Here is a 25,232-nt window from a genome sequence, read left to right as displayed (position 1 = left end):
CTTGGATCCTCCCGGTGGTCCGGCGGCGCCGGGCCTCATGCTCGTCGCGACGCCGATCGGCAATCTCGGCGACCTGTCGCCGCGGGCCCTGGCGGCCTTGAGGGACGCCGACGCCGTGCTGTGCGAGGACAGCAGGGTGACGGGTGGCCTGCTTTCGCGCCAGGGCATAGCCGCGACCATGATCCCCTTGCACGATCACAACGAGGCCGCGCAAGCCCCCAGGCTGGTTGAACGCATGAAGGGCGGCGAACGCTTCGCCCTGGTCTCCGATGCCGGCACGCCGCTCGTGAGCGACCCGGGCTTCCGCCTGGTGCGCGCGGCGATCGAGGCCGGGGTCGCGGTCTCGGCCGTGCCGGGGCCGAATGCGGCGGTCATGGCGCTGGCGCTGTCGGGCCTGCCGCCGCACCCATTCCTGTTCCTGGGCTTCCTGCCGGCGCGCGCCGGCCCGCGCGCGGCGGAGCTGGAACGGCTGCGCGGCATCGAGCGCGCCGGGCTCGCGGCGAGCCTGGTGTTCTTCGAGGCGCCGCACCGCCTGGCCGAGGCGCTGGCGGCCATGGCCGCGGCGCTCGGTGCCGACCGGCCGGCCTCGGTGGCGCGCGAATTGACCAAGCGGTTCGAGGAGGTGCGGCGCGGCACGCTCGGCGACCTTGCCGCGCATTACGCCACGGCCGAGGCGCGGGGCGAGATCTGCATCGTGGTGGGCCCTGCGCCGGCGGAGGAGGTGGCCGGGGCCGAGGAGGTCGAGGCGCGGCTGCGCGCCGCCTTCGCCGCGGGGCTCAGCCTGCGCGACGCGGCGGCAAGCGTGGCGGAGGCCACCGGGCTGAAGCGCCGCGACGTCTACCGGCAGGCGCTGGACCTTGGCCTAGGCACGTGACGCCTGCTCATGCCAATGGTCGAATGCTTCGACCGCTGGTCGTTGCCCTCTTCATGCCCTCACACGCCGGGCGGAAACCTCGGGTTTCCTTGGCTCCGCCGGCAATCCGGCGGGCTGCATTCGCGGCCTCGGCACGAGCCGAACTCTCGTGCCGTGCGCATCATGCCGCGCGTGCGACGTTTCGACCTTCGACCCCCGCAGGACCACAGCCGCGAAGGCGGCCACCAAGGCCATGCCCTCCTGCGCCCGGTATCAGAACAGCCCGGCCATGATGTCCACCACGACGCCCCCGGCGCCCAGCAGCACCAGCGAGGTGCCGATCATCGCGTAGGAGTGGCCCGGATAGGCCGGCAGTTGCGAGAGCAGCCCGGGCGGCACCTGCTGGCGGGCAATGCCGGGCGGCAGCGGCCGGCCGCGCGCCAGCTGGCGCATCTGCCCGGGTGGCAGCGGGCGGGGTGACCAGCCGGGATTGGCGGCTTGCCAGCTGCCGACGACCGTGCGCGCGTCGCCTGCGAAGGCTGGGCGGCCCCCGCCACCGGCATTGTCGCGCCCGGGGGGCGGGCCGCCGCCGCGCCCTTGCCCCTGGCCCTGGCCACCTCCCTGGTTACCCCGGCCCTGGTTGCCGCGGCCCTGCGGCGGGTCGGCGAGGGCCGCCATGGGCAGGAGCACGAGGCCGGTCCGGAGGAGGAAGCGCCTGGTTCGTGTCATGCGACGCAGCCTAGCATGCGAACGCAGCGGCCAGTGCCGGCGCGCTCCCTATTCCGCCCGCGCCACCATCCGCCCGAGCGCCCGGCCGCCGAACAGGTGCACGTGGTAGTGCGGGACTTCCTGCCCGCCATCGGCGCCCATGTTCATCAGCACGCGGTAGCCCGGCGCCTCCAGCCCGAGATCCTTCGCCACCTTCGCCACTGCCCGCCAGAAGCCCGCGATCTCCTCCGCCGACGCGGCCGTCGCGAAATCCGCGACCGACACGTACCGGCCCTTCGGGATCACGAGCACATGGACCGGCGCCTGCGGCGCGATGTCGTGGAAGGCGAGCGCGTGCTCGTCCTCGAACACCGTCTTCGCCGGTATCTCGCCGCGCAGGATGCGCGCGAAGATGTTGGCGTCGTCGTAGGGCGGCAGGCCGGAAACCGGCATGGGGGACCTCCTCGGGCATGGGGCGGACGGGGCGCGGAGGTTCCCGCCCCGCGGCCGCGGCATCAAGGGAGTTTCGTCGTCCCCGCCGCGCGCAGGATGCCCTGCGGCCGCGCCGCCTTCTCGGCGATGCCGGAAATCCCCTGGCGCCGCGCGAGTTCCGTCCAGACCTCCTCGGGCCGGATGCCGGCATCCACCCAGACGACGACCAGGTGATACAGCAGGTCCGCGCTTTCCAGCACGGTGGCGCCGCGGTTGCCCATCGCCGCCTCGATCACGCATTCGACCGCCTCCTCGCCCAGCTTCTGCACCACCTTGGCGGTGCCGCGGGCCAGCAGACGGGCGGAATGGGACACGGCGGCGTCGCCGGCGCGCCGGCGGTCCTGCACCACCTGCCAGAGCCGGTCGAGGATCGCGGCCTCCGCGCCCTCGACCCTTGGCGCCAGCGGCGCGAGCAGGCGTTTCTCGGCCTTGCGCACCGGCTTGGAGGCCTTTGCCTTGGCCGCCGCGGCGGTGGCACGCACCACCGCCGGCACCGGGAGCTTCGCCTTCTTGGCCTCTGCCTTGCCGGCCGTGTGCTTTCCCCCTGTGCGCGCCTTCGGCGCTGCCTTCCGGGCGATCTTCTTCTTTGTTGCCTTCGTTGCCTTGGCCATCAGGCGGCCCTTCGCGCGGGGGGGGCGTGGCGCACCGGCAGGCCCGCCGCTTCCAGCGCGGCCTTGGCGTCGGCGATGCGGAATTCCCCGTAGTGGAACACGGAGGCGGCAAGCAGGCCCGTCGCTCCGGCGCGCGCGCCCTCGATGAAATGCCCGGGCGTGCCGACGCCGCCCGAGGCCACGATCGGCAGCCGCACGACGGCGCGCACGGCGCGCGTCAGCGGCAGGTCGAAGCCCTGCTTCGTGCCGTCCCGATCCATCGAGGTCAGCAGGATCTCCCCGGCGCCGAGCGCCTGCACCCGCCCTGCCCAGTCCAGCGCGTCGATGCCGGTGCCCCGGCGGCCGCCATGGGTGAAGACCTCCCAGCCTTCCCCCGTATCCTTCCGACGGGCGTCGATGGCGACGACGATCGCCTGGCTGCCGAAGGCCTCGGCGCAGCGCCGCACGAGGTCGGGGTCGGCGATGGCGGCGGAATTGATCGAGACCTTGTCGGCGCCAGCCAGCAGCAGGCGGCGGGCATCCTCGACGCTGCGCACGCCGCCGCCCACGGTCAGCGGGATGAAGACCTCGGACGCGGTGCGGGAGACGACGTCGAGGATGGTGTCGCGGTTCTCGTGGCTTGCGGTGATGTCGAGGAAGGTGACTTCGTCCGCGCCTTCCGCGTCGTAGGCGCGCGCCTGTTCGACAGGGTCGCCGGCATCGCGCAGTTCGACGAAGTTCACGCCCTTCACGACGCGGCCGTCCTTCACGTCGAGACAGGGGATGACGCGCAACGCGAGCATTATCGGATCACTCTTTGATTTATCCGTATGTCGGCGCGGCACTTGCGCCAGGTCACTGATTCGCACGCGATTGGGACGGAATGATGCGAAGGTCAAGCGCGGCCTTGCGGCAGGAGGACGGACGGATGACCGGCATCGGCGTGTTCCAGGACGGCTTTCCCTTCACCAACGAAGAACTTGAGCGCGGGACGCCCCGCTTCTGGTGGAGCAGCGCGAGGAAGCAGGCCTTCGAGAAGGCGCTTGCCCGCCGGGGCGGCGCACGGCACCGGCATGATGGCGGCAGCGGCAGCGAGGCCGACGACTGGAATTCCGACAGCTCGGACAACTCGCGAACGGTCGGCATCGGAGCCGCAGCCGGCGCGGCCTATGTCGCGACGGGCGGCTTCGAGGAACGCCACGACGCATCGGGTGGCGGCGAGAGCTTCGGCAGCACGGATACGGGCAGCAGTTCGGACGGTGGGGGCGGCGGCGAATAGGCTGCGCCCCGGTCCCGGTATGACGTCGTCGAAGATGGCCAAGCCATGGGCCCGGCCCGTCGCGCGGCGCCGGTCTGCGCCATCCGGCCGGATGATCGGACCGAAGCGGCTTCAGCCACCCGCCGCCGCAAGCGCCGCCGCAGGGTCGATGCGCCCGTCATAGAGCGCGCGCCCGATGATGGCGCCCTCGATGCCGGCGCCTGCCGCGATCAGCGCGGCCAGGTCCTCGATGCCGGCGACGCCGCCGCTCGCCACCACCGGCAGCGCTACGGCGCGCGCCAGCGCCGCGGTAGCCGCGACGTTGACACCGCCCAGCATGCCGTCGCGCGCGATGTCGGTGTAGATGACAGCCGCCGCGCCGGCATCCTCGAAGCGGCGGGCGAGGTCCGTGGCGCTGACGTCCGAGGTCTCGGCCCAGCCTTCGGTGGCCACCATGCCGTCACGCGCGTCTATGCCGAGCGCGACGCGTCGGGGGAAGGCGCGGCAGGCGGCACGGGCGAAGTCCGGGTCCTTGACCGCGGCGCTGCCCAGGATGATCCGCGCCACGCCTTCCGCCAGCCAGGCCTCGGCCACCGCCATGCTGCGGATGCCGCCGCCGAGTTGCACCCGCGTGCCCGGCACTGCCGCCAGGATGGCGCGCACCGCCCCGGCATTGGCCGGCCGGCCGGCAAAGGCGCCGTCGAGGTCGACCACATGGACCCACCCGAACCCGGCCTCGACGAAGGTGCGGGCCTGGGCAGCGGGGTCGTCGGCATAGACCGTCGCCTGGTCCATCTCACCGCGCCTGAGGCGCACCACCTGTCCGCCCTTGAGGTCGATGGCCGGATAGAGCGTCAGGGGCACGGGGGCAGGTCCGGGGCTGTGGTTCGGCGGCGGGGCCGCGCGCCGTGTCCTAGACGAAGCGCAGGCATCTCGGAAGCCGGGCCCGGGCGTGCCAGCATGGGTGGGTGAGCACGCCTTCCGCCTTCCTGCCCGGCCTGCGCGAAGCGATCGGCGCGCCGGGCGTGGCGATGGCGGCGACCTTCTGCGCCTTCGGCGCGGCGGTACAGGAAGCCGGGCTCGGACCCGGCTGGGCGCTGCTGGCCTGCTGGGGGATCTACGGCATGCCAGGGCAGTTGGTGCTCGTGCAGTCGGCCGCCGCCGGCTGGGCTGGCGGAGTGGGCGCGGCGGTGATGGGGGCGGTGGCGGTGAATGCGCGCTTCCTGCCCATGGCGGTGTCGATCGCCCCAGTGCTGGCGGCACGCGAGCGATGGCGGCTGCTGCCGGCGGTTCCCTTCATCGCCGTAACCCCCTGGGCGGCGGCGATGCGTGCCCTGCCGGCGATCGCCCCGGCGGCGCGGGTATCGTGGTTCCTGGGCTTCGGGCTGACGTCGTGGGTGGTGGCGGGAAGCGCCGCGCTGGCCGGCTACTTCATCGCCGGCGGGCTCGGGGCCGAGGCACGGGCGGCGCTGCTTTTCGTCAACCCGCTGTACTACGGGTTGCTGCTGGCTGCGGATTTCGGCCGCCCTGCCCCGCGCCGGGCGGTCCTGTGCGGGGCGGTGGCGGCGTCACTGGCCCTGCTGGTGCCGGCATCCATGGCGCTGTTGGCCGCCGGCGTCGCGGGTGGAACCGTGGCCTTCCTGCTGGGGCGGCGGCATGGCGCCCGCTGACCTGGCTTTGGCGCTGACGGCACTTGCGTGCCTCGGGTTGCGCCTGGCGGGGGTATGGCTGGCGGGCGGGATGAGCGCCGAGCACCCTGCGATTGCCTGGGCTACGGCGGTAGCGCAGGCGACGCTCGCGGCCTTCGTGGCACTGGCGATCGCCGCGCCCTCGGGCGCGCTGGCGGAGGTGCCACTGGCTGCGCGGCTTGCCGGCTTCGGCGTTGGGGCGGCGGCGGTGGTCACGCTCCGCGGGCGATTGCTGCCGGCGCTGCTGGCTGGACTCGCGGCGATGTTGGCGGTGCGGTTCCTTGTCGTATAGCGTGACTTTGAGGTGTCGCAGAAACCTGAAGCACGCGCGCTCGACCGTTCCGCCGTCGATGCATGGGTCGATGCCGATGTCGTGCGCTTCATGATCGATGCGCTGCGCCCCGGATCAGGAGCGAACGACCCCGTGCTGGCGCAGGAAGCCCAGCAGTTCGAACAGCGGCAGCCCGAGGATGGCCGCGTGGTCACCCCGGATGCGGGCAAAGAGGTGCACCCCTGGCCCCTCGAGCCGGTAGGCGCCGACCGAGCCCATGACGCGGTCGCCCTCCAGCGCCAGGTAGGCGTCGAGGAATTCATCGGTGAAGTCCCGCATCGTCAGCCGCGGTATCGCCACATGCTGCCAGGCGCGCCCGCCATGGCGGTGGCAGACAACCGCTGTCACCAGCTCGTGCGTGCGGCCGCGCAGGGTCTGCAGCTGCGCGCGCGCCGCCGCCGGGTTCGGCGGCTTGTCGTACCAGGTGCCCTCGCAGACCAGCAGCTGGTCGCAGCCGATGACCAGCGCGTCGGGATGCCGGCGGGCGATGCGCTCGGCCTTGGCATCGGCCAGGACCAGTGCCGCGTCGGCGGGCGGGATGGCCTCGGCCTGCGCGGCTTCCTTGATCGCGGCCTCGTCGACCGCGGCCGACAGGGCCTCGAAGTGCAGCCCGGCACCCTGCAGCAGTGACCGCCGAGCAGCGGAGGCCGAGGCGAGGATCAGGCGCGGAGCCTCGGCCTGGATCACGGGCGCGGTCCGAGCACCGCCGCGGCCGGGTCCTGGGGCGCATGGGGTGGCGGCACGGCATCCTTGCGTCGGGCATGCCAGGCTTCCATCAGTTGCAGGATGGTTGCTGCCGTCTCCTCGATGCTGCGGCGCGTGACATCGATGACCGGCCAGCCGCGCAAGGTGCACAGGCGTCGCGCGGCGACGATCTCGGACTTCACCGCCTCGGGGTCGATGTAGTCGTTGGCATCTTGGCGCACCCCGCTCGCGCCGATGATCTTGAGGCGGTGGCGCCGGATGTCGATCAGGGCATTCACCTCGATATGCAGGCCGACCACCGGGCAGGGCGGGTGCTCGAGCGCATCGGGCAGCGCGGCGCCAGGCACTAGCGGTACGTTGGCTGCCTTGATGCCCCGGTTCGCGAGATAGAAGCAGGTGGGTGTCTTGCTGCTGCGCGAAACGCCGACCAGCACGACATCCGCGTCCCGGATGCCGAGCGTGCCCTGCCCGTCATCGTGCGAGAGCACATAGTGCATCGCGTCGATCCGGCGGAAATAGTCGGCATCCAGCACGTGCTGCGCCGCGCGCTTTTCCTTGGCCGGGGCGCCGATGGCGCTCTGGAGCAGTTCCATGACAGGGTCGAGCGGGGAGAAGCACTGCACCCCCGCGCGGCGGCAGGTCTCCTCCAGGGCGAGACGCAGGCTCGAATCCACCAGGGTGTAGAGCACCGGCCCCGGCTCGTGCTGGATGCCTTCCAGCACCCGGTCGAGCTGCAGGCGCGACCGCACCAGGGACCAGCGATGATGGATGACCAGCGGATCGTCGAACCGCGCCAGGGTGGCACGCGCGATCGAGTTCAGCGTGTCCCCGGTCGAATCGGAGACCAGGTGGAGATTGATGGAGCGTTGCTGCATCGGGGGAGGATAACGTGAAACGATGTGGAATACGGGGGTGGATTCCTCTCCCTTCGCCCCCTCCGGTGGAAAGCGGTGATCGATCGCTCGCGGCCGGCGCCTGTGCAGGACGGCGCAGGCACATCGCCGCGATGTGGAGAAGGACCGAGATCGCAGGTGGGGCATCGGTTCCCGCCGCGCCGATCCTGTGGACAGGTCCTGGAGAAGGCACGGACAGGGTCCAATCCCCGTCATCCACACGCCCTATCTACATCCACGACTTCCTAGAATCCTGATTCTTTGCGAAGGGTTAGGCATGGACAGTGATCGCCCGGCCGCCCCGACGAAGCCCTTCCTCCGTGCCCTGGGGGGGGAGGCCGTCTGGCCGCCCCCCGCCTGGCTGATGCGCCAGGCCGGGCGCTACCTGCCGGAATACCGGGAGGTCCGCGCCGGGGCGGGGGACTTCATCAGCCTTTGCACGACCCCGCCGCTGGCCGCGGAGGTGACGCTGCAGCCGATCCGCCGCTACGGCATGGAGGCGGCGATCCTGTTCTCCGACATCCTCATGATCCCCTGGGCGCTCGGCCAGCCGCTCCGCTTTGCCGAGGGCGAGGGGCCGCTGCTGGAACCGCTGCGCACGGCCGAGGCGATCACGGCGCTCGACCCGTCGGTCGTGGTGGCGCGGGCGGCGCCGATCTTCGAGACGGTCGCCCGAGTGCGGGAAGGGCTCGCGGCCGAGGCGCCGCGCACGACGCTGATCGGCTTCGCCGGCGGCTGCTTCACGGTTGCCTGCTACATGCTGGAGGGCAAGGGCAGCAAGGAGTTCCCGGCGGCCAGGGGCCTCGCCTACAGCGATCCTGCGCTGTTCGGCCGGCTGATCCGCACACTGCAGGACGCGACGGTCGAATACCTCGTCGCGCAGGTCGAGGCCGGTGCCGAATCGCTGATGATCTTCGACTCCTGGGCCGGCATGCTGTCGCCCGGCCAGTTCCGCCGCTGGGTGATCGAGCCGACGGCCGCCATCACGCGGGCCCTGCGCAAGCGCTGCCCGGGCGTGCCGCTGATCGGCTTCCCACGGCTGGCAGGACCGCTGCTGGCGGACTACGCCGCGCGGGCCGGGGTGGACGCCACGGCCATGGACACCTCGATGGACCCGCGCTGGGCGGCCCAGGCGGTGCCGGCCACGATGGCCCTGCAGGGCAACCTTGATCCGCTCGCGCTGGTAGCCGGCGGCGCAGCGCTGGAGGCGGAGACGCGGTCCATCCTCGCGGCGATGCGCGGACGGCCCTTCGTCTTCAACCTGGGCCACGGGATCGTGCCGCAGACGCCGCCCGAGCACGTGACACAGCTGATGCGGATCCTGCGCTCAGCCTAGGGCGCCGTCGGCTCAGGCGTTGCCCTCGGTGCTGTCCTGGGCGGCAGGGACAAAGGGGGGCGCCAGCCAGAGCGCATCCTTGACCTTGGACCGGACGAAGGCGTCATGCGCCACCGCGCGGCCTTCCGGAATGGCAATTGGGATCGGTTCCCAGGCGATGGCATCGCCGTCCGCCACGAAGGTCCGGCCATCGCGCAGCGCGGCTGCCAGCTCGAAGCCTGGCTGCTTGCCGCCCATCAGTTCCAGGTAGACCTCGGCCAGCAGCCGGCAGTCGAGGATGGCGTTGTGCGACGCGCGCATGGAATTGTCGACGCCGACCCGCCGGCACAGCGCGTCCAGGCTGTTCGGCATGCCGGGGTAGCGTTCCTTCGCAAGGGCAAGGCTGTCGACCATCCGTCGCCGGTCCAGCACCGGCATGCCGCACCGGCGGAATTCGGCATCGAGGAAGCCGAAGTCGAAGGGCGCGTTGTGCGCCACGATCGGCGCATCGCCGAGGAAATCGAGCAGGTCCTGTGCAATGGCGGCGAAGGCAGGCTTCCCCGCGAGGTCCGCATTGGTGAAGCCATGGATGCGCGTGGCCTCGGCCGGGATGTCACGGCCCGGGTCGATGAGGCGGTGGAAGACCGCCCCCGTCGGCAACAGATTCACGATCTCCACGGCCGCCACCTCGATAACGCGGTCGCCCTGCAGGGGGTCGAGGCCCGTGGTCTCGGTGTCGAGGATGATCTGGCGCATGCCGGGAAGATAGGCGAGCAGGGCCAAGCCCGCACCCCGCCCCGCGCGCTTCAGCCGAGCAGGCCCAGCACGAGGCGCTTGATCGCCGCCTGCGCGTAGCGGCGGCTGAGCCCCGTCTGCACGACATGGTCGGCGTGGCGCCGCTTCTCGGCGTCGGGCATCTGGCGGGCGCGGATGGCGGCAAGCCGTTCCCCGGTCATGCCGGGGCGGCGGAGCACGCGGGCACGCTGCACCGCCGCCGGCGCAGAAACCACCACGACGCGGTCCACGCGCGCCTCCCCACCCGTCTCGAGCAGCAACGGCACATCGAGCACCACGAGCCGCCGCCCGCCCCGCCGGGCATGCGCCAGGAAGCGCCGCTCTTCCTCCCGCACCAGGGGATGGATGATGCGCTCGAGCCGCTTCAGCGCGCCGGGATCGCCGAGCACGAGGCGGCGCAGCACCTCACGGTCCACGCGCCCGTCAACGACCGCGCCAGGAAACGCCTCGCCGATCGGCCCGACGGCGCGCCCGCCTCTGGCCTGTAGCCGGTGCACCGCAGCGTCGGCGTCGAAGACCGGCACGGCCATGCGCCGAAAGGTCGCGGTGGCGGTGGACTTGCCCATGCCGATGCCGCCGGTGAGGCCGAGCACGATCATCGCGGCGGGATATCCGCCGCCACCACGGCGCGGAGAGTCGCATCCACGTCCGGGCGGTGGCCGAACCAGGCCTCGAAGCCCGGCCGCGCCTGGTGCAACAGCATGCCGAGCCCATCGACGGCGGCCAGGCCCCGCGCGCGCGCGGCCGCCAGCAGCGGCGTCTCGAGCGGCACGTAGACGATGTCCGCCACCACCGCGCCGGACGGCAGCGGCGCAAGGTCGATCTCGAGGCCCGGCTGGCCGTGCATGCCGAGCGACGTGGTGTTCACGAGCAGCGCGGCGTCGTGCAAAGGCGGCCTCTCGGCGACTACGACGACGCCGCCCAAGTCGGCCGCGAGCGCCTCGGCCCTGGCGCGCGAGCGGTTGACCAGCGTCAGGCGCGGGCAGCCGCCATCGAGCAGCGTCGCGGCGATGGCGCGGGCAGCTCCACCCGCGCCCAGCAGGACGGCAGGACCCGCCGCGGGGGTCCATTCGGGCGCCTGTTGCCGCACGCTTTCCACGAAGCCGTAGCCGTCGGTGTTCGATCCCTCGATCCGCCCGTCACGGAACACCAGCGTGTTCACCGCGCCGGCCCGGCGCGCCGTGGCGTCGACGATGTCGCAGACCTCGAAGGCCGCCTGCTTGTGCGGGATCGTCACATTGGCGCCCCTGAAACCGAGGTCGGCCAGCGCCCGCACGGCGCCCGCGAAGCGGTCGGGGTGCACGGGCAGCGGCACATAGGCGCCGTCGATGCCCAGGGTTTCGAGCCAGTGCCCGTGCAGGCGCGGCGAGCGGGAGTGCGAGACGGGCCAGCCGAGAACCCCGGCAAGGCGCGCATGACCGGTGAGAAGACGCATCGCCGAAGCAAGCCGCGCGACGGCGCCGGAGGCAAGGGCTTCCCGCTTGGTCGCCATCCGCGGCGGCGCATGTCTACACTCCCCGCAAGCACCCTTGCGCAGGAGGAAGCAGGCGCAGCCACGGCAACCACAATGGGAGACATCGGCATGCAACGACGTTCCATCCTCCAGGCGGCCGGTGCCGGCCTGGCAGGCGCGCTGGCGGGCCCCGCCGCGCTCCGGGCGCAATCGGCGACGACGCTGCGCTTCACGCCGCAGCAGGACCTTGTCACGCTCGACCCGGTCACGACCACCGCCTATGCCACGCGCAACCATGGCTACATGGTTTTCGACACGCTCTACGGCATGGATTCGAAGTTCGAGGCCACGCCGCAGATGGTCGAGGGCCATCGCGTAGACGACGACGGCAAGCGCTGGGACCTCAGGCTGCGCGAGGGCCTTTTCTTCCACGACGGGGAACGCGTCCTGGCGAAGGACTGCGTGGCCAGCCTGCGGCGCTGGGCGCGACGCGACCCGTTCGGCGCGACACTTCTGGCGGCGACGGACGCGCTTTCGGCCCCCGACGACCGCACCATCCGCTTCCGGCTGAAGCATCCCTTCCCGTTGCTGCCGGCGGCGCTCGGCAAGGCCTCGGTGCCGGTCTGCGCCATGATGCCGGAGCGTCTGGCGAACACCGACCCCTTCCGCCAGGTGACGGAGCTCGTCGGCAGCGGGCCGTTCCGCTTCAAGGCGGATGAGCGCGTGCCGGGATCGCTTAACGTCTATGAGAAGTTCGACCGCTACGTGCCGCGCAGCGACGCGCCGCGCGGCTGGACCTCAGGGGCAAAGGCCGTGCATTTCGACCGCGTCGAATGGCGCACGATGCCGGATGCCTCGACCGCGACGAACGCGCTGCTGGCAGGCGAGGCGGACTGGCAGGAATACGCCTATCACGACCAGCTGCCGCTGCTCCGGCGCGGGCGGGACGTCACGGTGCGCGTGCTCGACAGCACGGGCTTCGTCTGCATGGTGCGGATGAACCACCTGCAGCCGCCCTTCAACAATCCGGCGATCCGCCGCGCCCTCTGGCCCGCCATCGACCAGACGGCGTTCATGCAGGCGATCGTCGGGCCGGGCGAGACGAGCCTCTATCACACGCCGCTCGGCTTCTTCTGTCCGGGCACGCCGATGGCCTCGACGGTGGGGCTGGACGCGCTGAGCGGGCCGCGCAGCACGGATGCCACGCGCGCCGCGCTCCAGGCGGCCGGCTACAACGGGGAGAAGATCGTGCTGATGATCCCCTCCACCTCCTCGGCCGGGCCACCGCTGGGCGCGGTGATGGAGGACATCCTCAAGCGCTGCGGGATGAACGTCGAAGTCTATGCGGTCGAGTTCAACGCCATGCTGCAGCGGCGCAACCGCAAGGGGCCTGTGGCCGAGGGCGGCTGGAGCCTGTTCGTGACCAACTGGTCGGGGTCGGACTGGCTGAACCCGGCCGGGCACATCGCGCTGCGCGGCAACGGGGAGGCGGGCTATGCCGGCTGGGCCACCATGCCGCGCATCGAGCAGTTGCGGGATGCCTGGTTCCGCGCACCGGACCTCGCAGCGCAGCAGGCGATCTGCCGCGACATCCAGCTGGAGGCGATGCGGGAGGTGCCGTATTGGCCGGTCGGGCAGTTCCTGCAGCCGACGGCCTACCGCAACAGCCTGACGGGCGTGCAGGAGGGATTCGCCACCTTCTGGAACATCCGCCGGGCGTGACGGGCCTTCGTGCCCCCGCCCAAGGCAGAAAACCCGGCTCCGGGGGCCTTTCGGCCCTCGGCGCGCGGTGGAGCGGGGGCGGCGCCGCCCTCCTGTGACCTACTCGGCCGGCGCCATGCTTCGCGCCTCGGGCGCCGCGGCCCAGAGCTCGGGCCGGAGTTCCTCCTCCCGGTCCGGGAAGGCGAAGGCGCAGACCAGCGTGACGGTCGCGACCGCCGCCAGCACCAGCATCGCGACCGCGAGCGATCCGGTCGCCTCGTGCAGGAAGCCCACCAGCGGCGAGGCCACCGCGGCCCCCAGGAAGCCGATGGTGAAGCGGATGGAATAGAGCTTGGCGCGGAGTTCGGGCGCGACGTAGCGCGCGGTCATGGTCTCGTTCACCGTGACCTGGCCGAACACGCAGGCCGCGACCAGCCCCGCCACCGGCAGCACCGCCCAGCCATCAAGGAAGGACAGCGCCAGCAGCCCCGGCACCAGCGCCAGGCCGAGCGGCATGAACACCCGCTTCAGCGTGCGCCGGTCGATCATCCGGCCGACGGTGTATTGCGTGACGCCGCCGCAGATGGTGGCGAGGAAGGCAAGCAGCCCGACCACTGGCAGCAGGTCCGGGCTGCCGGCCAGCCTTTCCTGCATGAGCTTCGGGATCAGCAGCGTATAGGCGTTGAACACGAGCCCCGAGACCGCCGCGATCGACAGCAGGATGAAGACCGCGCGGCGCACGATGCTGCGGGGGATCTTCGGGAAGGGCCGGGCGCCGCCGCCGGCCTTTACCGCGTCGAATTCCGGTTCGCGCATGTACAGCAGCCCGACGGCGAAGCACGCCGCGCCCGGGATGATGAAGCCCCAGCGCCAGCCGAGCGTGGCCGCGACGAAGGCGGTCACGATGGGCGCGCTCGCCACGCCGATATTGCCGAAGACGCCGTTGATGCCCATGGCGCGGCCGACGCGCTCGCCGGCGGCCTCGACCAGCACCGCGGTGCCGATCGGGTGGTAGATGGCGGCGAAGCAGCCCATCAGCCCGAGCGTGACGCCGATCGCGACCGGGCTGTCCATGAAGCCCGCCGCGGCCATGAAGAAGCCGGTGCCGAGGAAGAAGGACGTCATCAGCACCCGCCGCCCGAGCCGGTCCGCTAGCCAGCCCATCGGCAGCGCACCCAGGCCGTAGGTGACGAACATGGCCGTCCCCAACGCGAGGATCGGGCCGTAGTCCGCGCCGAAGCGCTCGCGTTCCTGGGTCACCATCGCGAGCACGGCGGTCGCCAGGATCAGCAGGCAGTAATGCGTGAAGGTGTGGGCGGCGTTGATGAACACCACCTGGCGCGTGGCCGGGGTCATGGCGGTTCCTCTCGCGCGGCGGGGCCGCGACGTGCCGTCAGGCTAGACTCGTCCGGCACGGCGCGTCAGGCGCGAATTCGGCGCGGGCGCCATGCGCCGGGCGCGCTCAGCGCGTGAACCAGTCCGCCCCGCGCGCCAGCGCATCCGCCCGCCCGTCCCGCGTCACCTCCCACAACGGGCTGTCGACCGCCAGGCGCTGCCCGCCGTCGCGCTGCGTCGGGCGGATGACGGTACCGACGGACCGCGCGCTCTGCACGCTGAACAGGTCGAGCGGCACGCGGATGAAGATGCCCTTGTCGAAGGACCCCTCCCCGAAGCGGGAGAAGGGCACGTCGGTCAGCGTCGCGAAGGCACCGACCTCGATGCCGCTGTCGAAGCGCCGCGCCAGTTCCAGCGTCCCGCCCCAATCCCCCGCGAGATACCGCCCGCCACGCAGCGTCGCGGTCAGGTTCCACCAGGGCAGGTCGGCATGCAGCGAGACATGCCCCGTCGCGACCGTGTAGCCGAGCACGCCCAGGCGCTGGTCGTAGTCGCGCTGCGCCACGTAGTTCACGTCGAGCCCGATGGCGAAGGGCCGGTCATGCGGTCGCCACAACACCTCGGCCGAGACACCGGCGAACATCGGCTCCAGGTAGCCGCCCGTGACGCGCGCGAAGACATCGGGCGCGACGCTGCCCATCCATTCCCCGTAGAGCGTCGGCACCGCGAGGTTCCGCCCATCCTCGGCATAGCGCGCATAGTCCGACCGCACGCGCGGCAGCACGCTGTCCGACGGCGCGGCGCCATCCAGGTTCTGCGCCACGACCTGCGCCACGCTGCCCGCGACCGCGACCCCATGGCCGAGGTCCAGCCGCGCATTCGCCACCACCGCCGCCTGGAACAGCAGCGTGCGCGACGGGTCCCCCAGCACGACGCGCGCGCGCGGCTCGATCCCCCAGTCAAGGAAGGGACCGGGCGCGCGCACCGCGCCCTCGAAGGGGTCGCCCGGCGGCATCAGGATGGCGGTGGCGAAGACCTCCTCGGCGCTGCCATGGCCGCGGGCGGCGGCCTCCATCGCGGTGCGCAGAACCAACAGCCGTGCGATCTCGACGCCGTCGCGTGACCAGGCGAGGACGATCCGCTCGACCTCCGCCGGCAGATGCGGCTGCACGGCGCGCGCCACACGCCCGGCCAGCTGCGCCAGCGTGCGGAACCGCCCGCCGGAGACGGCGATTCGTGCCTCCTGGCCCTCGATCGCGACGGCCGTGCCGCGCAGCCCGGCCGCCTGCAGCGCGGCGAAGATGCGGGGCGCGGCCGCGCGCGCCTCGGCCGAGGCGCCGCGCGGGCCCATTTCCGGCGGCGGCGGCAGCGGGGCGCGCGGCGGGTCGGCCGGGTCCATCCGGAAGGACGCGCGCAGCAGCAGGTCCGTCCCGTTCACCCAATGCACGCCGAGGTCGAGCCAGTCATTCGTCCATTGCAGCCCGGCATTCACCCGCGCCCGGCTCTCCCCGCGCAGGCCGGTCGTCCGGGCGGGGTAGCCGCCGCGCTCGTCGCGCAGCCGGTCGGCACTGAATTCCACCTTGGCGCGCAGCCCTTCGAGCAGCCCGAAGGGCGTGGGCAGCGGCGGCACGCTCCATTCGAGGCCGCCGAACAGCGCGATGTCCTCGCCCCGGAAATAGGTTTGCCAGCGCAGCGTGCCGCCCTCGCCCACGTCCCGCTCGCGGTCGGCGAAGCCCGACCAGAGGTCGGTCAGCGGGTTGTTGCCGTCGGCGTAGGTGCCGAGCCGCCCCCAGCCCATGCCGAGCGTCAGGTCGAAATCCCAGAACCGCTTGGACGCGACGATGTACTCCCCGCCATAGATGCCTGTGCCGGCGATGTCCTGGATGCCGACGGCGAGCGCGGGCCGCCACTCCGTCTCGTCCCAGAGCCGGATCTTGATGTCGAAGGCACGGTCCGAGACCATGCCCTCCCCGGTCGTGCCGTTCAGGCGCTCCGCCACGCGGAAGGTGGTCTCGAGCCAGGGCAGCGCCTGCCAGCCGAGGAACCAGAAGCGGCGCTGGTGGCGCAACGAGGCACCGGCCTCGATCATGCCGTCGGGGCGGAAGCGCGCATTGCGCATCTCGATCAACCCGACGCCGCCCCAGTTGGAACCGGTGCCTTCGACCGGCGCGGCGCCGTCCTGCGCGCGGGCGGGAAGGGCGAGAAGTGCCATGAGGGCAAGGGGCAGGAGCCGGGAGGGTGCTGCCCTCCCGGACCCACCCGCCAGAGGCGGAAAGGCCTCTGGACACCATGACCTGGGCGATGGGGGTGAGGGGCATGGCGCGGCCATGCGAGGCGGACGGCGAGCGGTCCCCGTCCCGCCAATCACCCAGGTACCGGGTTCCAACGGCCTTTCGGCCCTTGGCAGGGGGTGCAGGGGGGCAGCGCCCCCCTGCCGCGACCTTCGTCGCACGAGCCCCCTCACCCTACCTGCTCGTCTCGCGCGCGATCACGGCGAGTGCCGCCGCCGACACCGACACCTGGCCCAGCACCTGCGTCAGGTCGCGCACGAAGCCCCAGGTCTCGTAGGGGCTCGGGTCCTGCGGCACGACCACCAGGCTGCCCGGCGGCACGGGCGGCCCGCCCTGTTGCCAGGCACCGAGCCCGGCGGCGGTGGATTGCCCGTTCGGCAGCACGATGAAGGCGCGGGACGGGTCGGCGAAGCGCTGCGTGCCGCCGGACCCGCGCACGTAGTCGGTCGCCCGCCAGCCCGACCGGAACTGCAGCGAGCCCGCGTTGAGCACCGAGCCCACGACCGTCACCTCGTTCGGCCGCTTCGGCATGGCGATGATGTCGCCGGGCTCCAGCAGCACGTCGAGCTCCGGCCGGGCGGCGAGGATGATCGGGTTCGCCTCCACCACCATGCGGCCCGCGGCACGCGCCTCGCGCAGCGAATTCGCGAGTTCCCGCCCCGCGCCGATGGCGGCGCCGAGATCCGTGCGGGTGGCGCGGGAGCCCGCCACCGCCTGGCCGGACGCGACCTGGATCAGGCTGGTCTCGAGGTCGCGCGCGGTGCGCTCGAAGCCCTCCTGCTGGCGCACGCGTACGCTCTCGCGCGTGAAGACGGCGCCGTAGGGGTAGGCCTGCGGCGTCAGCCCGCCGGCGCGGGCGATGACCTCGGACAGGCGTTCGCCGCGACGGATGTCGTAGGTGCCGGGGCGGAGGAACTCGCCCACCAGCGTGACGGGGCCGCTGTCGCGGTCGCCGAAGGCGCGCGGGATGCGCACCGTGTCGCGCGGGGACAGGCGCACGGCCGCGAAGTTCCGGCTGGTGAGATCAAGCCGCGTGCGCGCCAGCGGGATGGCGCCGCCCGCATCGGCGGGCTCGCGCGCGAATTCCACCACGCGCAGGTCGGCCGCGTCCGACAGCCCGCCGCCGGCGGCCACCAGCAGGTCGAGCCCGGTGTCGTCCACGATCGGGAACAGGCCGGGGCTGCGCGCCTCCCCCGTCAGCACCACCGCGTGGTCGAGCAGGAAGGCCGGCAGGTCCGGGTAGTCCAGCATCACCTGCGGGCAGGGCGGCGTGCCGATCTCGGGGAAGCCGGCGCCGCGCGCATGGGCGAAGCGCTGCGGGGAGGCGCGGGAGGCCAGCGCCAGCGCCGTCAGCGCCGGGCAGTCCACGGTGCCCTCGGCCGGCGCCTCCCCGCGCAGCGCGCGCTGCACCGGGGCGGAGGCGAGCCAGGCGATGTCGCCGCGGCCGAAGACCACGACATCGTCGCCCTCCCGCAGCGCGAGGTTCGCGCGCCCTTCCAGCACGCGGCCGAGGTCGAAGGGGATGAAGCTGCGCTGCCCTGTCCGCGTATCCCCGCGCCAGACCACGCCCATCCGCACGTAGGGGTCGTTGCGCAGCAGCCGGCGGTCGGAGATCAGCCCGCGGATGGTCTGCCCCTGGCGCCCGCCCGCGGCCGCGCGCGTGACCGGGATCGCGACATGCCCCGCGAGCCGCACCTGGTTCGCGACGACGTCGGCTCCCGGCTGGACCACCAGCGCGTCGCCGCGGCGGAGCGCCGAGCCCGGCGCCAGTTCCGCGAAGGCGCGCCGCCCCGCCCCGTCGTTCTGCTGCACGAGCAGTCGGTTGCCGCCCGGCCGGATGGTGCCGCCCGCCAGCGCCAGCGCCTCGGCCACCGGCGCCGCGGCGGCGCGGGCGGAAAGCTCGTAGATGCCGGGCCGCGCCACGTCGCCCGCCACGGCGACGGTGCCGCCGACCGGGGGCACGACGATGCGCTCGCCCTCCCGCAGCGACAGGTCGGCATCGCCAGGCGCGTCGGCGATCACAGCATAGAGGTCGATGACGCGCCGCCCGTGCGGCCCCTCGATCCGGATGGCCCGGAGCGACCCCGTCTTGCGCACACCGCCCGCGGCCGACAGTGCATCCAGCACCGAGGACAGCGCGTTCAGCCCGTGGAAGCCGGGCCGCAGCACCTCCCCCGCCACGAACACGTTCATCTGCCGGACCTGGCCGATCGAGACGAAGACCTCCGACCCCCCGAGTTCGCGCAGCGCCAGCCCTTCGAGATGCGCGCGCAGGTCCTTCAGCGTGCGGCCCGCGGCCGGGATGGGCGCCAGGTCGGGCAGCAGCAGCGTGCCGTCGCGTGCCACGCGCAGCGTCAGCGTCTGCCGCGCGCGGCCGCGGAAGGCCACGACCAGCTCGTCGTCGGGGCCGAGCACGTAGTCCTCCGGCAGGGCGCCGAAGCCTTGGGTCGGCGCCGGGCCGCCGCGGAAGGTGTCGTAGCCGAACTGGCGGAGGGGCGGGCCGGGCAGCCGTGCGGCGAAGAAGGCCTCGGCCGAGGAGAGCGGGTCCTCCGGCGCCGCCGGTGCCTGCGCCTGGAACGCCTGCACCGGCGCGCCGCGCGGCAGGCCGGTGGGCGGGCCGCGCGTGGCGCCGGCATCCAGCATCCGCTGCAGCGCCTCCTGCTGGACGCCGGGCGGCAGGCCGGGCAGGGCCGTGGCGCCGGGCAGGACCGGCGGCAGGTTGGGCGGCGCCAGCAGGGGCGACGGGCCGGTCTGCGACAACGCCGCGCCGGCGCCGAGCCAAAGGCCAAGCCAGGCCATCAGCCAGGGACGGAAACGGGGGTGGCGGGCCGGGTCGGACATCGGCGGGGCGCAGGGCTCCACGAAGCGTCAGGCGAGATAATCGCTTTCCATTTACAACCTATTGGTGATTCTGGCTATTGTCCCGTGTCTGCCGCGGAGCCTGACCTGACCCTGATGGCCGCCCTGCCCGAGACCATGGCGCGCCCGACGCCCGTCGGGCGCATGGCCCGGCTCGCACTCGTGCTCGATGCCGCGCGGCGGCTCGGACCGCGTCCGGTCGGGCTGGCGGCCTGGCATCGCCTGCGCCTGGCGACGGGCGCGGCGCGGCGCGGCCTGCCGGATGTCGCGCTGCCTGCGGGCGCGCTGCTGCCAGGTGGGCACGGCGCCGTCCTGCCGCCCGCGGCGGATTGGCATGGCCCGTTCGACGCCGGCGCCCATGCGCTCGACCTCGACCTGTTCGGCCCCGGCGACATCCGCCCGGTCTGGGAGACGAACCGCCTGCTCGCCCTGCCGCTGCTGGCGGCGGCCGCGCGCGCTGACCCGGCCGGCGGCCATGCGGCGGAGGCCGCCGCGCTGCTCGACGCCTGGCGCGCCGCCAACCCGCCCTTCCGCGGCCCCGCCTGGGCCTGCGGGCAGGAGGCGGCGCTGCGCGCCATGCACCTCTGTCTGGCGCTCGTGCTGCTGGACGTGCCGGCCAGCCCCGCGATGCGCGCCCTGCTCGCCGCCCACGCAACCCGCATCGAGGCCACGCGCGCCTACGCCGCCGCGCAGGACAACAACCACGCGGTCAGCGAGCCCGCCGGGCTCTTCGTCATCGGCCTCATGCTGGGCGATGCGGCGCTGGCGCGGCGCGGCGCGCACGGGCTGGCGTATGCGGTGGCGCGGCTCGTGGCGCCGGATGGCGCCTTCGCGCAGGCCTCGCCGGCCTATCACCGGCTGCTGCTGGACACCCTCGCCGTCGCCGAGTGGTTCCGTCGGCGCCAGGGTTGGCTGCCCTTCGCGGATCCGTTTCCGGCGCGGGCGCGCGCCGCGACGCTTTGGCTGCACCGCGTGGCTTCGCCCGGCGGCGCCCTGCCGCGCGCCGGCGCCTGTGACGATTCCGCCTTCGCCGACCTCGCGCGGGCCGGCGCCCACGATGCCGGGGCCAGCCTGGAACGCGCCGCGCGGCTGTTCTGCGGCGCCTCGGCAGGCCGCACGGCGGAGCCCGGCTGCGCGCTGCTCGGCCTGCCCTGCCCGCCTGACGTGCTGCCGCGCGCGAGCCAATGGCGGACCGAGGGCTGGATGGGCGCCGAGGCCGGCCCGCTGCGCGCGCTGCTGCGGACCGGCGCGCCGCTGCGCTTCCGCCCGGCGCAGGCGGACCTGCTGCACCTCGACCTCTGGCGGGGGGAGGAGGCGCTGCTGCGCGACGGCGGCACCGGCGCCTACAACCCTGGCCCCGGCCGGGCCTGGTGGAGCGCGACGCTGGCCGGCACCGCCGGGCACAACACCGTGGAATTCGACGGTGAGGACCAGATGCCTCGCGTCTCCCGGTTCCTGTATGCGCGATGGCCGGCCTGCCGCGCGCTGCCGGATGGCGCGGTGCTCACCGACCATCGCGGGCGGCGGCACGAACGGCGGTTGCGCCTCTCCGCCGCGCAACTCGAGGTGGAGGACAGCCTGTCCGGCCCCTTCTCTCGCGCCGTGCTGCGCTGGCGCCTTGCGCCCGGCCCCTGGCGGCCAACGGCCACGGGCGCCGAGCGGCCCGGGATGCGCCTCGCGCTCGGCGCCGACGTGCCGCACCGCATCCGGCTCGCCGAGGGATGGGAAAGCCCCGCCTATGGCGAGGTGCGCCCGGCCCCGGTTCTGGAACTGGCCCTGCGCGGGCCGGCCGCCCGGATCGCGACGCGCGTCGAGGTGGCGTGATGGCGCTGCCCGACCTGCTCGCGGCGCTCTGGCGGATGCGGTTCGGGCTCGGGCTCGCGCTGGTGCTCGGCTGGGCGGGGGGTGCGGCGCTCGTGCTGCTGGCGCCACGCGCGCATGTCGCGCGGCTGGTGGTGGCGCCGGCCGAGACGACCTCCTTCGCCGTCTCCTCGCTGCTCTCGCCCATGCCCTTCCCGGCGGCGGGGCTCCTCGACACGCGACCTTCGGGAAATTTCGCCATCTACCTCGGCGCGCTGCGCAGCCCCGAGGCGGCGGCGCTGCTGGCGGCGGAGACGGCGCTGCCGGAGGCCCTCGCCGCCGAGCGCGCGACCGGTGTCTTGGGCGGGCTGCGCGAACTGCTCGGCATCGGGCGCGCGCCCGACGCGGACGACGTGCTCGACTGGCTGACGCGCCGGCTGGCCGCGACGCAGAGCCTCGCCTCCGTGACCTGGACGGTCGAGATCGCGCATCCCGACCCGGTCCTGGCGCTCGACATGCTGCGACGCCTGCACGGCTTCGCCGAAGCGAAGGTACGGGCCGACCTCGCCGACCAGGCGGCGCGCCGCGTCGCGGCCCTGGAACGGCGCCTGGCCGAAGAACGCGACCTGTTCCTGCGCGGCAGCCTGAACGACCTGCTGACGCAGCAGCAGCGCGCCGGCCTCGTGGTCGCGGCGGACGAGGCGCTGGCCACGCGCATGGTCTCGGCGCCGATGGTCGAGGCGAGGCCCTCGGTGCCGAACCGGCCGCTGCTGCTGGCGCTGCTCGGCGCCGTGATGCCCTTCGGCGTGGTGCTGGCCGGGGCGGCGCTGGCGCTGCTGCGCCATCGGCCGGTGCCGCGCGGGCAGGCGCCGGCCGAGCGCGCGCGGCCCCGGCCGCGCGTGGTCGCGACGCGCGGGCCGGAGGCATGACGCTGATCAGCGGCGAAGGGCGGGTCAGCGGCGAAGGGCGGGGGGAGAAGGGAACTTCTCCCCCCGCACCCTCCTCAACCTTCCTTGTCACCTGGCGCCGCACGATCGAGGTTTGGCGCCAAAAGACGAAGAAGGGAGGGGGAATGGGGGAGGTGCCCCTTCCCCGCCGCGTCAAGGCCGCCGCAGGGACCTGGGCATGACGCGCGCATGACCGGCCTCTCCGCCGCCGCCGGCATCCTGGCGGCCACGCTGCATCTGGCCGGCGCGCTGAAATCCACTCCGCCGCTCGCCGCCCTGCCCTTCGACCTGACCGTCGCGGCGGCCGCCGCGCTGCTCGCGGCGCTGGTGCTGCTGGCCGCGGCGCGGGACTGGCGGGCGGACCCGCTCATCGCACTGCCGCTCGCGGCCTGCGGGGCGCTCTGGGTCTGGCTCGTGCTGGCCGGCGCCTGGAGCCCGTCGCGCGCCGTGCTCGCCGCCAAACTGCCCGAGGCGGTGCTGATCGGCCCTGCCATGCTCGGCGCCGGCTTGGCGGTGGCGGGGGATCCGGCGGCGCTGCGGCGCTGCGCCGATGTGGCGCTCGCGATCGGTGCCTTCACTGCCGCCGCGGTCGCCTGGGGCATCGCGTCGGACAGCGTGGTGCTCGGTGGCGCGCCGGATGCGAACCAGGACCAGGTGCGGGTGCAGTACCAGATTGCCGGGCTCGCCATCGCCTCGGCTGCGGCGATCGCCGCGATCCGGGCGGTGGAGGCGCGCCGCGCCGTGCCGCGCGTGCTCTGGGCGGGGCTAGTGGCCGCGCTGGCCGCGGCGGCGCTGCTGCCCGGCGGGCGGGTGGCCCTGGCCGCGCTCGGCCTTTCGGTCGCGCTGGCGCCGGCGGTCGCGCTGTGGCGCCGGGGGCGCCGCGGTGTGGCGCTGCTCTGGCCGGCGGTGCCGCTGGCCGGGGTGCTGCTGCTGCTGGCCGCGGTGCTCGCGGACCCGTCGCTCGCGGCCGGGCTGCGCACGGTCGAACGCCTGCTGGAGGGTGCGGCGATCGAGGAATCCGGCCGCGCCTCGCTCTGGGGCGCGGCGCTTGACCAGGCGGGGGGAACGCTGCCCTGGGGGCTCGGCACCGGCGCCTTCGGCATGGCGGCCGGGCATGGCGACGCGCGTGCACTGCATCCCCACAACCATGCCCTGGAGGCGCTGGCCGAGGGCGGGCTGCCGGGCTTCGTGCTCTGGCTGATGGCCTTCGGCGGCGGCGCTGCGGCGGCGCTGCTGCTCGCCGCACGGGCGGAAGCCGGGCGCGCGGCGCGGGTCGCGGCGCTGGTGCTGCCGGTGGCGCTGTCGGTGATGGTCTCGACCGACCTCGGCAACCGCATGGCTTGGTTCGCGCTCGGCCTTGCGCTCGGGCTCGGCGTCTCGGCGGAACGGCGCGATGTACCGGCGCTTCGGCAAGCGGGCGGCTGACGTCCTCCTCGCCGCGCTGCTGCTGCTGGCGCTGGCGCCGGTGCTGGCGGGCGTGGCGCTGGCGGTGCTGGTCACGCTCGGCCGGCCGGTGCTGTTCCGGCAGGTGCGGGCGGGCCGGGGCGGCGTGCCCTTCGTGCTGCTGAAGTTCCGCACACTGCGCGACGGCCCGGGCGAGGACGCGCGCCGCATGACGCGGACGGGCCGGCTGCTGCGGCGTTTCGCGCTCGACGAACTGCCGCAGCTCGTGAACGTGCTGCGGGGCGAGATGAGCCTGGTAGGCCCGCGGCCGCTGCCGCCGCACTACGTCCCGCTTTTCGCGCCGCGCCAGGCGCTGCGGCTCGCGGTGCGTCCGGGCCTTGCGGGCCTCGCGCAGTCGGCCGGGCGCAATGCCGTCGGCTGGGCCGCGCGCTTCGAACTCGATGCCCGCTATGCCGAGGCGCCGCCGCGCGCCGCGCGCGACCTCGCGCTGCTGGTGCGCTGCGCGCTGCTCGCGCTGTCGGGGCGCGGCGCCGCGGCGCCCGGGCACGCGACGATGCCGGAATTCCGCGGCGAGCAACTATAACTCTTGGTTGAATATCAACTTCGCGTATACGCTCGTTGCGTGACGGTTCTGGTGCCTCTCGACCGTGTCGCGTCCCTGCCCGGCCCAGCGGCCGACGGGGCGCCGCGCCCGATCCCGCTCTCCGCCCCGCATCTGACGGGGCAGGAGATGGCGGCCCTGGCGGGCGTGCTCGACAGCGGCTGGGTGGCGCCTGCCGGCCCCGCCATCACGGCCTTCGAGGCCGCGGTCGGCGACGCCACCGGCTTCCCACACGTGCTCGCCACCGCCTCGGGCACGGCGGCGCTGCACCTTGCCTACCGGCTGCTCGACCTGCAGCCGGGGGAGGAGGTCTGGGCGCCCGGCTTCACCTTCATCGCGACCGTCGCGCCAGCGGTTCAGATGGGCGCGGTGCCGCGCTTCCTCGATGTCGCGCCGGGCTCCTGGACGCTGGACCCCGACCTGCTGCGGCGGGAACTGCGCGCCGCCGCGGGGCGCGGGCGCCTGCCGCGCGTCGTGGTCGCGGCCGACATCTACGGTCATGCGGCGGACCTCGATGCCATCCTCGGCGCCTGCGGGCGCTGGGGCGTGCCGGTGGTCAGCGACAGCGCCGAGGGGCTGGGCGCGACGCTGCGCGGCCGCCCGGCCGGGCAGGGGGCGCTGCTCGCGGTCTATTCCTTCAATGGTAACAAGATCGTCACGGCTGGCGGCGGCGGCGCGCTCGCGTCGCACGACCCGGTGCTGGTGGCGCGCGCCCGGCACCTGGCCGGGCATGCGAAGGACCCTGCGCCGCACTACCAGCATTCCACGACCGGGCACGCCTACGGCATGTCGTCGGTGCTGGCGGCGGTCGGGTTGGCGCAGGTTGCGGCGCTCGGGGACCGGGTGGCGGCGCGGCGCGCGGTCTTCGCGCGCTATGCCGCGGCGCTCGGCGACCTGCCCGGCCTCGCCTTCATGCCGGAGGCGCCCTGGGGCCGCGCCAGCCGCTGGCTGACGGCGCTGCTGGTGGACCCCGCGCGCTTCGGCGCCGACCGGGATGACCTCCGCCGCGCGCTGGCCGCGATCGGCGCCGAGAGCCGGCCGGTCTGGAAGCCGCTGCCGGACCAGCCGGTGTTCCATGCCGCGCCGCGTGCCGGCGGCGCCGTCGCGGGCGCCCTGTTCGCGCAGGGCCTCTGCCTGCCCTCGGGCACCGGCATGACGCCGGCCGAGCAGGACCGCGTCATCGCCGCCATCCGCGGACTCTGCCTAGGCTGAG

At 73.7% G+C, this 25,232-nt stretch carries 24 protein-coding genes; 11 read left to right on the top strand and 13 right to left on the bottom strand.

Going from position 1 to position 25,232, the window contains the following annotated elements:
* Position 1 precedes the first annotated feature (1 nt).
* The gene (rsmI, locus tag E8M80_RS17840; protein ID WP_370287458.1) at positions 2–874 is read left to right on the top strand and encodes a 16S rRNA (cytidine(1402)-2'-O)-methyltransferase; all 873 of its coding nucleotides are present in this window, start codon (positions 2–4) and stop codon (positions 872–874) included.
* 252 nt (positions 875–1,126) lie between these two features.
* Here the strand turns inward: rsmI and E8M80_RS26055 are convergent, their stop codons facing one another.
* The 4 genes from E8M80_RS26055 to hisF all read right to left on the bottom strand — a co-directional run bounded on the left by E8M80_RS26055 (position 1,127) and on the right by hisF (position 3,446).
* Positions 1,127–1,582 carry an anti-virulence regulator CigR family protein gene (locus E8M80_RS26055; protein ID WP_170979487.1) on the bottom strand — a complete coding sequence of 152 codons (456 nt, stop codon included), beginning with the start codon at positions 1,580–1,582 and terminating at the stop codon, positions 1,127–1,129.
* Between the two features lie 48 nt (positions 1,583–1,630).
* Positions 1,631–2,014 (bottom strand): histidine triad nucleotide-binding protein, encoded by a 384-nt coding sequence (locus tag E8M80_RS17830; protein WP_137127067.1) that lies wholly within the window; start codon positions 2,012–2,014, stop codon positions 1,631–1,633.
* Between the two features lie 62 nt (positions 2,015–2,076).
* On the bottom strand, positions 2,077–2,664 hold the full coding sequence (locus E8M80_RS17825) for a phosphoribosyl-ATP diphosphatase (protein ID WP_137127066.1): 588 nt from the start codon (positions 2,662–2,664) through the stop codon (positions 2,077–2,079).
* On the bottom strand, positions 2,664–3,446 hold the full coding sequence (hisF, locus tag E8M80_RS17820; protein WP_137127065.1) for an imidazole glycerol phosphate synthase subunit HisF: 783 nt from the start codon (positions 3,444–3,446) through the stop codon (positions 2,664–2,666). Before hisF ends, E8M80_RS17825 begins: the two co-directional genes overlap by 1 nt.
* Positions 3,447–3,571: 125 nt before the next feature.
* On the opposite strand from hisF, the gene E8M80_RS17815 reads away from it, so the two are divergent.
* Positions 3,572–3,922 (top strand): hypothetical protein, encoded by a 351-nt coding sequence (locus E8M80_RS17815; protein ID WP_137127064.1) that lies wholly within the window; start codon positions 3,572–3,574, stop codon positions 3,920–3,922.
* Positions 3,923–4,033: 111 nt separating this feature from the next.
* Here the strand turns inward: E8M80_RS17815 and hisA are convergent, their stop codons facing one another.
* Entirely contained in the window at positions 4,034–4,765 is a 732-nt protein-coding gene (gene hisA / locus E8M80_RS17810) for a 1-(5-phosphoribosyl)-5-[(5-phosphoribosylamino)methylideneamino]imidazole-4-carboxamide isomerase (RefSeq protein ID WP_137127063.1), read from the bottom strand.
* A gap of 104 nt (positions 4,766–4,869) precedes the next feature.
* On the opposite strand from hisA, the gene E8M80_RS17805 reads away from it, so the two are divergent.
* Together E8M80_RS17805 and E8M80_RS17800 are read left to right on the top strand one after the other, a co-directional pair.
* A complete protein-coding gene (locus E8M80_RS17805) occupies positions 4,870–5,571 on the top strand; it encodes an AzlC family ABC transporter permease (RefSeq protein ID WP_137127062.1) in 702 nt (233 codons plus the stop codon).
* Positions 5,558–5,881, top strand: a complete 324-nt coding sequence (locus E8M80_RS17800) for a hypothetical protein (protein ID WP_137127061.1) — start codon at positions 5,558–5,560, stop codon at positions 5,879–5,881. The genes E8M80_RS17805 and E8M80_RS17800 overlap by 14 nt, the downstream gene beginning before the upstream one ends.
* A 114-nt stretch (positions 5,882–5,995) precedes the next feature.
* Here E8M80_RS17800 and E8M80_RS17795 read toward each other — a convergent pair whose 3' ends face one another.
* Together E8M80_RS17795 and E8M80_RS17790 are read right to left on the bottom strand one after the other, a co-directional pair.
* Complete coding sequence (locus tag E8M80_RS17795) at positions 5,996–6,607, bottom strand: nucleoside triphosphate pyrophosphatase (protein WP_137127060.1); 612 nt, start codon at positions 6,605–6,607, stop codon at positions 5,996–5,998.
* Positions 6,604–7,500, bottom strand: coding sequence for a pyruvate, water dikinase regulatory protein (locus tag E8M80_RS17790; RefSeq protein ID WP_137127059.1), 897 nt, complete (start codon positions 7,498–7,500; stop codon positions 6,604–6,606). The genes E8M80_RS17795 and E8M80_RS17790 overlap by 4 nt, the downstream gene beginning before the upstream one ends.
* 295 nt (positions 7,501–7,795) lie before the next feature.
* Between E8M80_RS17790 and hemE the strand changes: the two genes are divergently transcribed.
* On the top strand, positions 7,796–8,854 hold the full coding sequence (gene hemE / locus E8M80_RS17785; RefSeq protein ID WP_137127058.1) for a uroporphyrinogen decarboxylase: 1,059 nt from the start codon (positions 7,796–7,798) through the stop codon (positions 8,852–8,854).
* A gap of 12 nt (positions 8,855–8,866) precedes the next feature.
* Here hemE and dnaQ read toward each other — a convergent pair whose 3' ends face one another.
* Genes dnaQ through E8M80_RS17770 form a run of 3 tightly spaced genes read right to left on the bottom strand, consistent with a single transcriptional unit; the run spans position 8,867 to position 11,063 of the window.
* The gene (dnaQ, locus tag E8M80_RS17780; RefSeq protein WP_137127057.1) at positions 8,867–9,589 is read right to left on the bottom strand and encodes a DNA polymerase III subunit epsilon; all 723 of its coding nucleotides are present in this window, start codon (positions 9,587–9,589) and stop codon (positions 8,867–8,869) included.
* A 50-nt stretch (positions 9,590–9,639) separates the two neighbouring features.
* The gene (gene coaE, locus E8M80_RS17775; RefSeq protein WP_137127056.1) at positions 9,640–10,227 is read right to left on the bottom strand and encodes a dephospho-CoA kinase; all 588 of its coding nucleotides are present in this window, start codon (positions 10,225–10,227) and stop codon (positions 9,640–9,642) included.
* Positions 10,224–11,063, bottom strand: coding sequence for a shikimate dehydrogenase (locus E8M80_RS17770; protein ID WP_137127055.1), 840 nt, complete (start codon positions 11,061–11,063; stop codon positions 10,224–10,226). The genes coaE and E8M80_RS17770 overlap by 4 nt, the downstream gene beginning before the upstream one ends.
* A gap of 147 nt (positions 11,064–11,210) precedes the next feature.
* On the opposite strand from E8M80_RS17770, the gene E8M80_RS17765 reads away from it, so the two are divergent.
* A complete protein-coding gene (locus E8M80_RS17765; RefSeq protein WP_137127054.1) occupies positions 11,211–12,803 on the top strand; it encodes an ABC transporter substrate-binding protein in 1,593 nt (530 codons plus the stop codon).
* 99 nt (positions 12,804–12,902) lie between these two features.
* Here the strand turns inward: E8M80_RS17765 and E8M80_RS17760 are convergent, their stop codons facing one another.
* The 3 genes from E8M80_RS17760 to E8M80_RS17750 form a co-directional block, all read right to left on the bottom strand.
* Positions 12,903–14,138: an MFS transporter gene (locus tag E8M80_RS17760; RefSeq protein ID WP_137127053.1), complete on the bottom strand. Its 1,236-nt coding sequence runs from the start codon at positions 14,136–14,138 to the stop codon at positions 12,903–12,905.
* Between the two features lie 106 nt (positions 14,139–14,244).
* Positions 14,245–16,329, bottom strand: a complete 2,085-nt coding sequence (locus E8M80_RS17755; RefSeq protein WP_137127052.1) for a YjbH domain-containing protein — start codon at positions 16,327–16,329, stop codon at positions 14,245–14,247.
* A 253-nt stretch (positions 16,330–16,582) separates the two neighbouring features.
* The gene (locus tag E8M80_RS17750) at positions 16,583–19,249 is read right to left on the bottom strand and encodes an SLBB domain-containing protein (RefSeq protein WP_240790108.1); all 2,667 of its coding nucleotides are present in this window, start codon (positions 19,247–19,249) and stop codon (positions 16,583–16,585) included.
* A 114-nt stretch (positions 19,250–19,363) separates the two neighbouring features.
* Here E8M80_RS17750 and E8M80_RS17745 point away from each other — a divergent pair, with 114 nt between their 5' ends.
* The 5 genes from E8M80_RS17745 (at position 19,364) to E8M80_RS17725 (ending at position 25,231) form a co-directional block, all read left to right on the top strand.
* Positions 19,364–21,091 carry a heparinase II/III family protein gene (locus E8M80_RS17745; RefSeq protein WP_240790107.1) on the top strand — a complete coding sequence of 576 codons (1,728 nt, stop codon included), beginning with the start codon at positions 19,364–19,366 and terminating at the stop codon, positions 21,089–21,091.
* Complete coding sequence (locus E8M80_RS17740) at positions 21,091–21,996, top strand: hypothetical protein (RefSeq protein ID WP_137127051.1); 906 nt, start codon at positions 21,091–21,093, stop codon at positions 21,994–21,996. The genes E8M80_RS17745 and E8M80_RS17740 overlap by 1 nt, the downstream gene beginning before the upstream one ends.
* A gap of 207 nt (positions 21,997–22,203) precedes the next feature.
* The gene (locus E8M80_RS17735) at positions 22,204–23,439 is read left to right on the top strand and encodes an O-antigen ligase family protein (RefSeq protein ID WP_137127050.1); all 1,236 of its coding nucleotides are present in this window, start codon (positions 22,204–22,206) and stop codon (positions 23,437–23,439) included.
* Complete coding sequence (locus E8M80_RS17730; protein ID WP_137127049.1) at positions 23,408–24,001, top strand: sugar transferase; 594 nt, start codon at positions 23,408–23,410, stop codon at positions 23,999–24,001. Before E8M80_RS17735 ends, E8M80_RS17730 begins: the two co-directional genes overlap by 32 nt.
* A 39-nt stretch (positions 24,002–24,040) precedes the next feature.
* Positions 24,041–25,231: a DegT/DnrJ/EryC1/StrS aminotransferase family protein gene (locus E8M80_RS17725; RefSeq protein WP_240790106.1), complete on the top strand. Its 1,191-nt coding sequence runs from the start codon at positions 24,041–24,043 to the stop codon at positions 25,229–25,231.
* Position 25,232 lies beyond the last annotated feature (1 nt).

Source organism: Roseomonas sp. HF4, from assembly GCF_005222755.1.
GTDB lineage: Bacteria > Pseudomonadota > Alphaproteobacteria > Acetobacterales > Acetobacteraceae > Neoroseomonas.
This window is presented reverse-complemented; position numbering and strand designations above follow the sequence as displayed.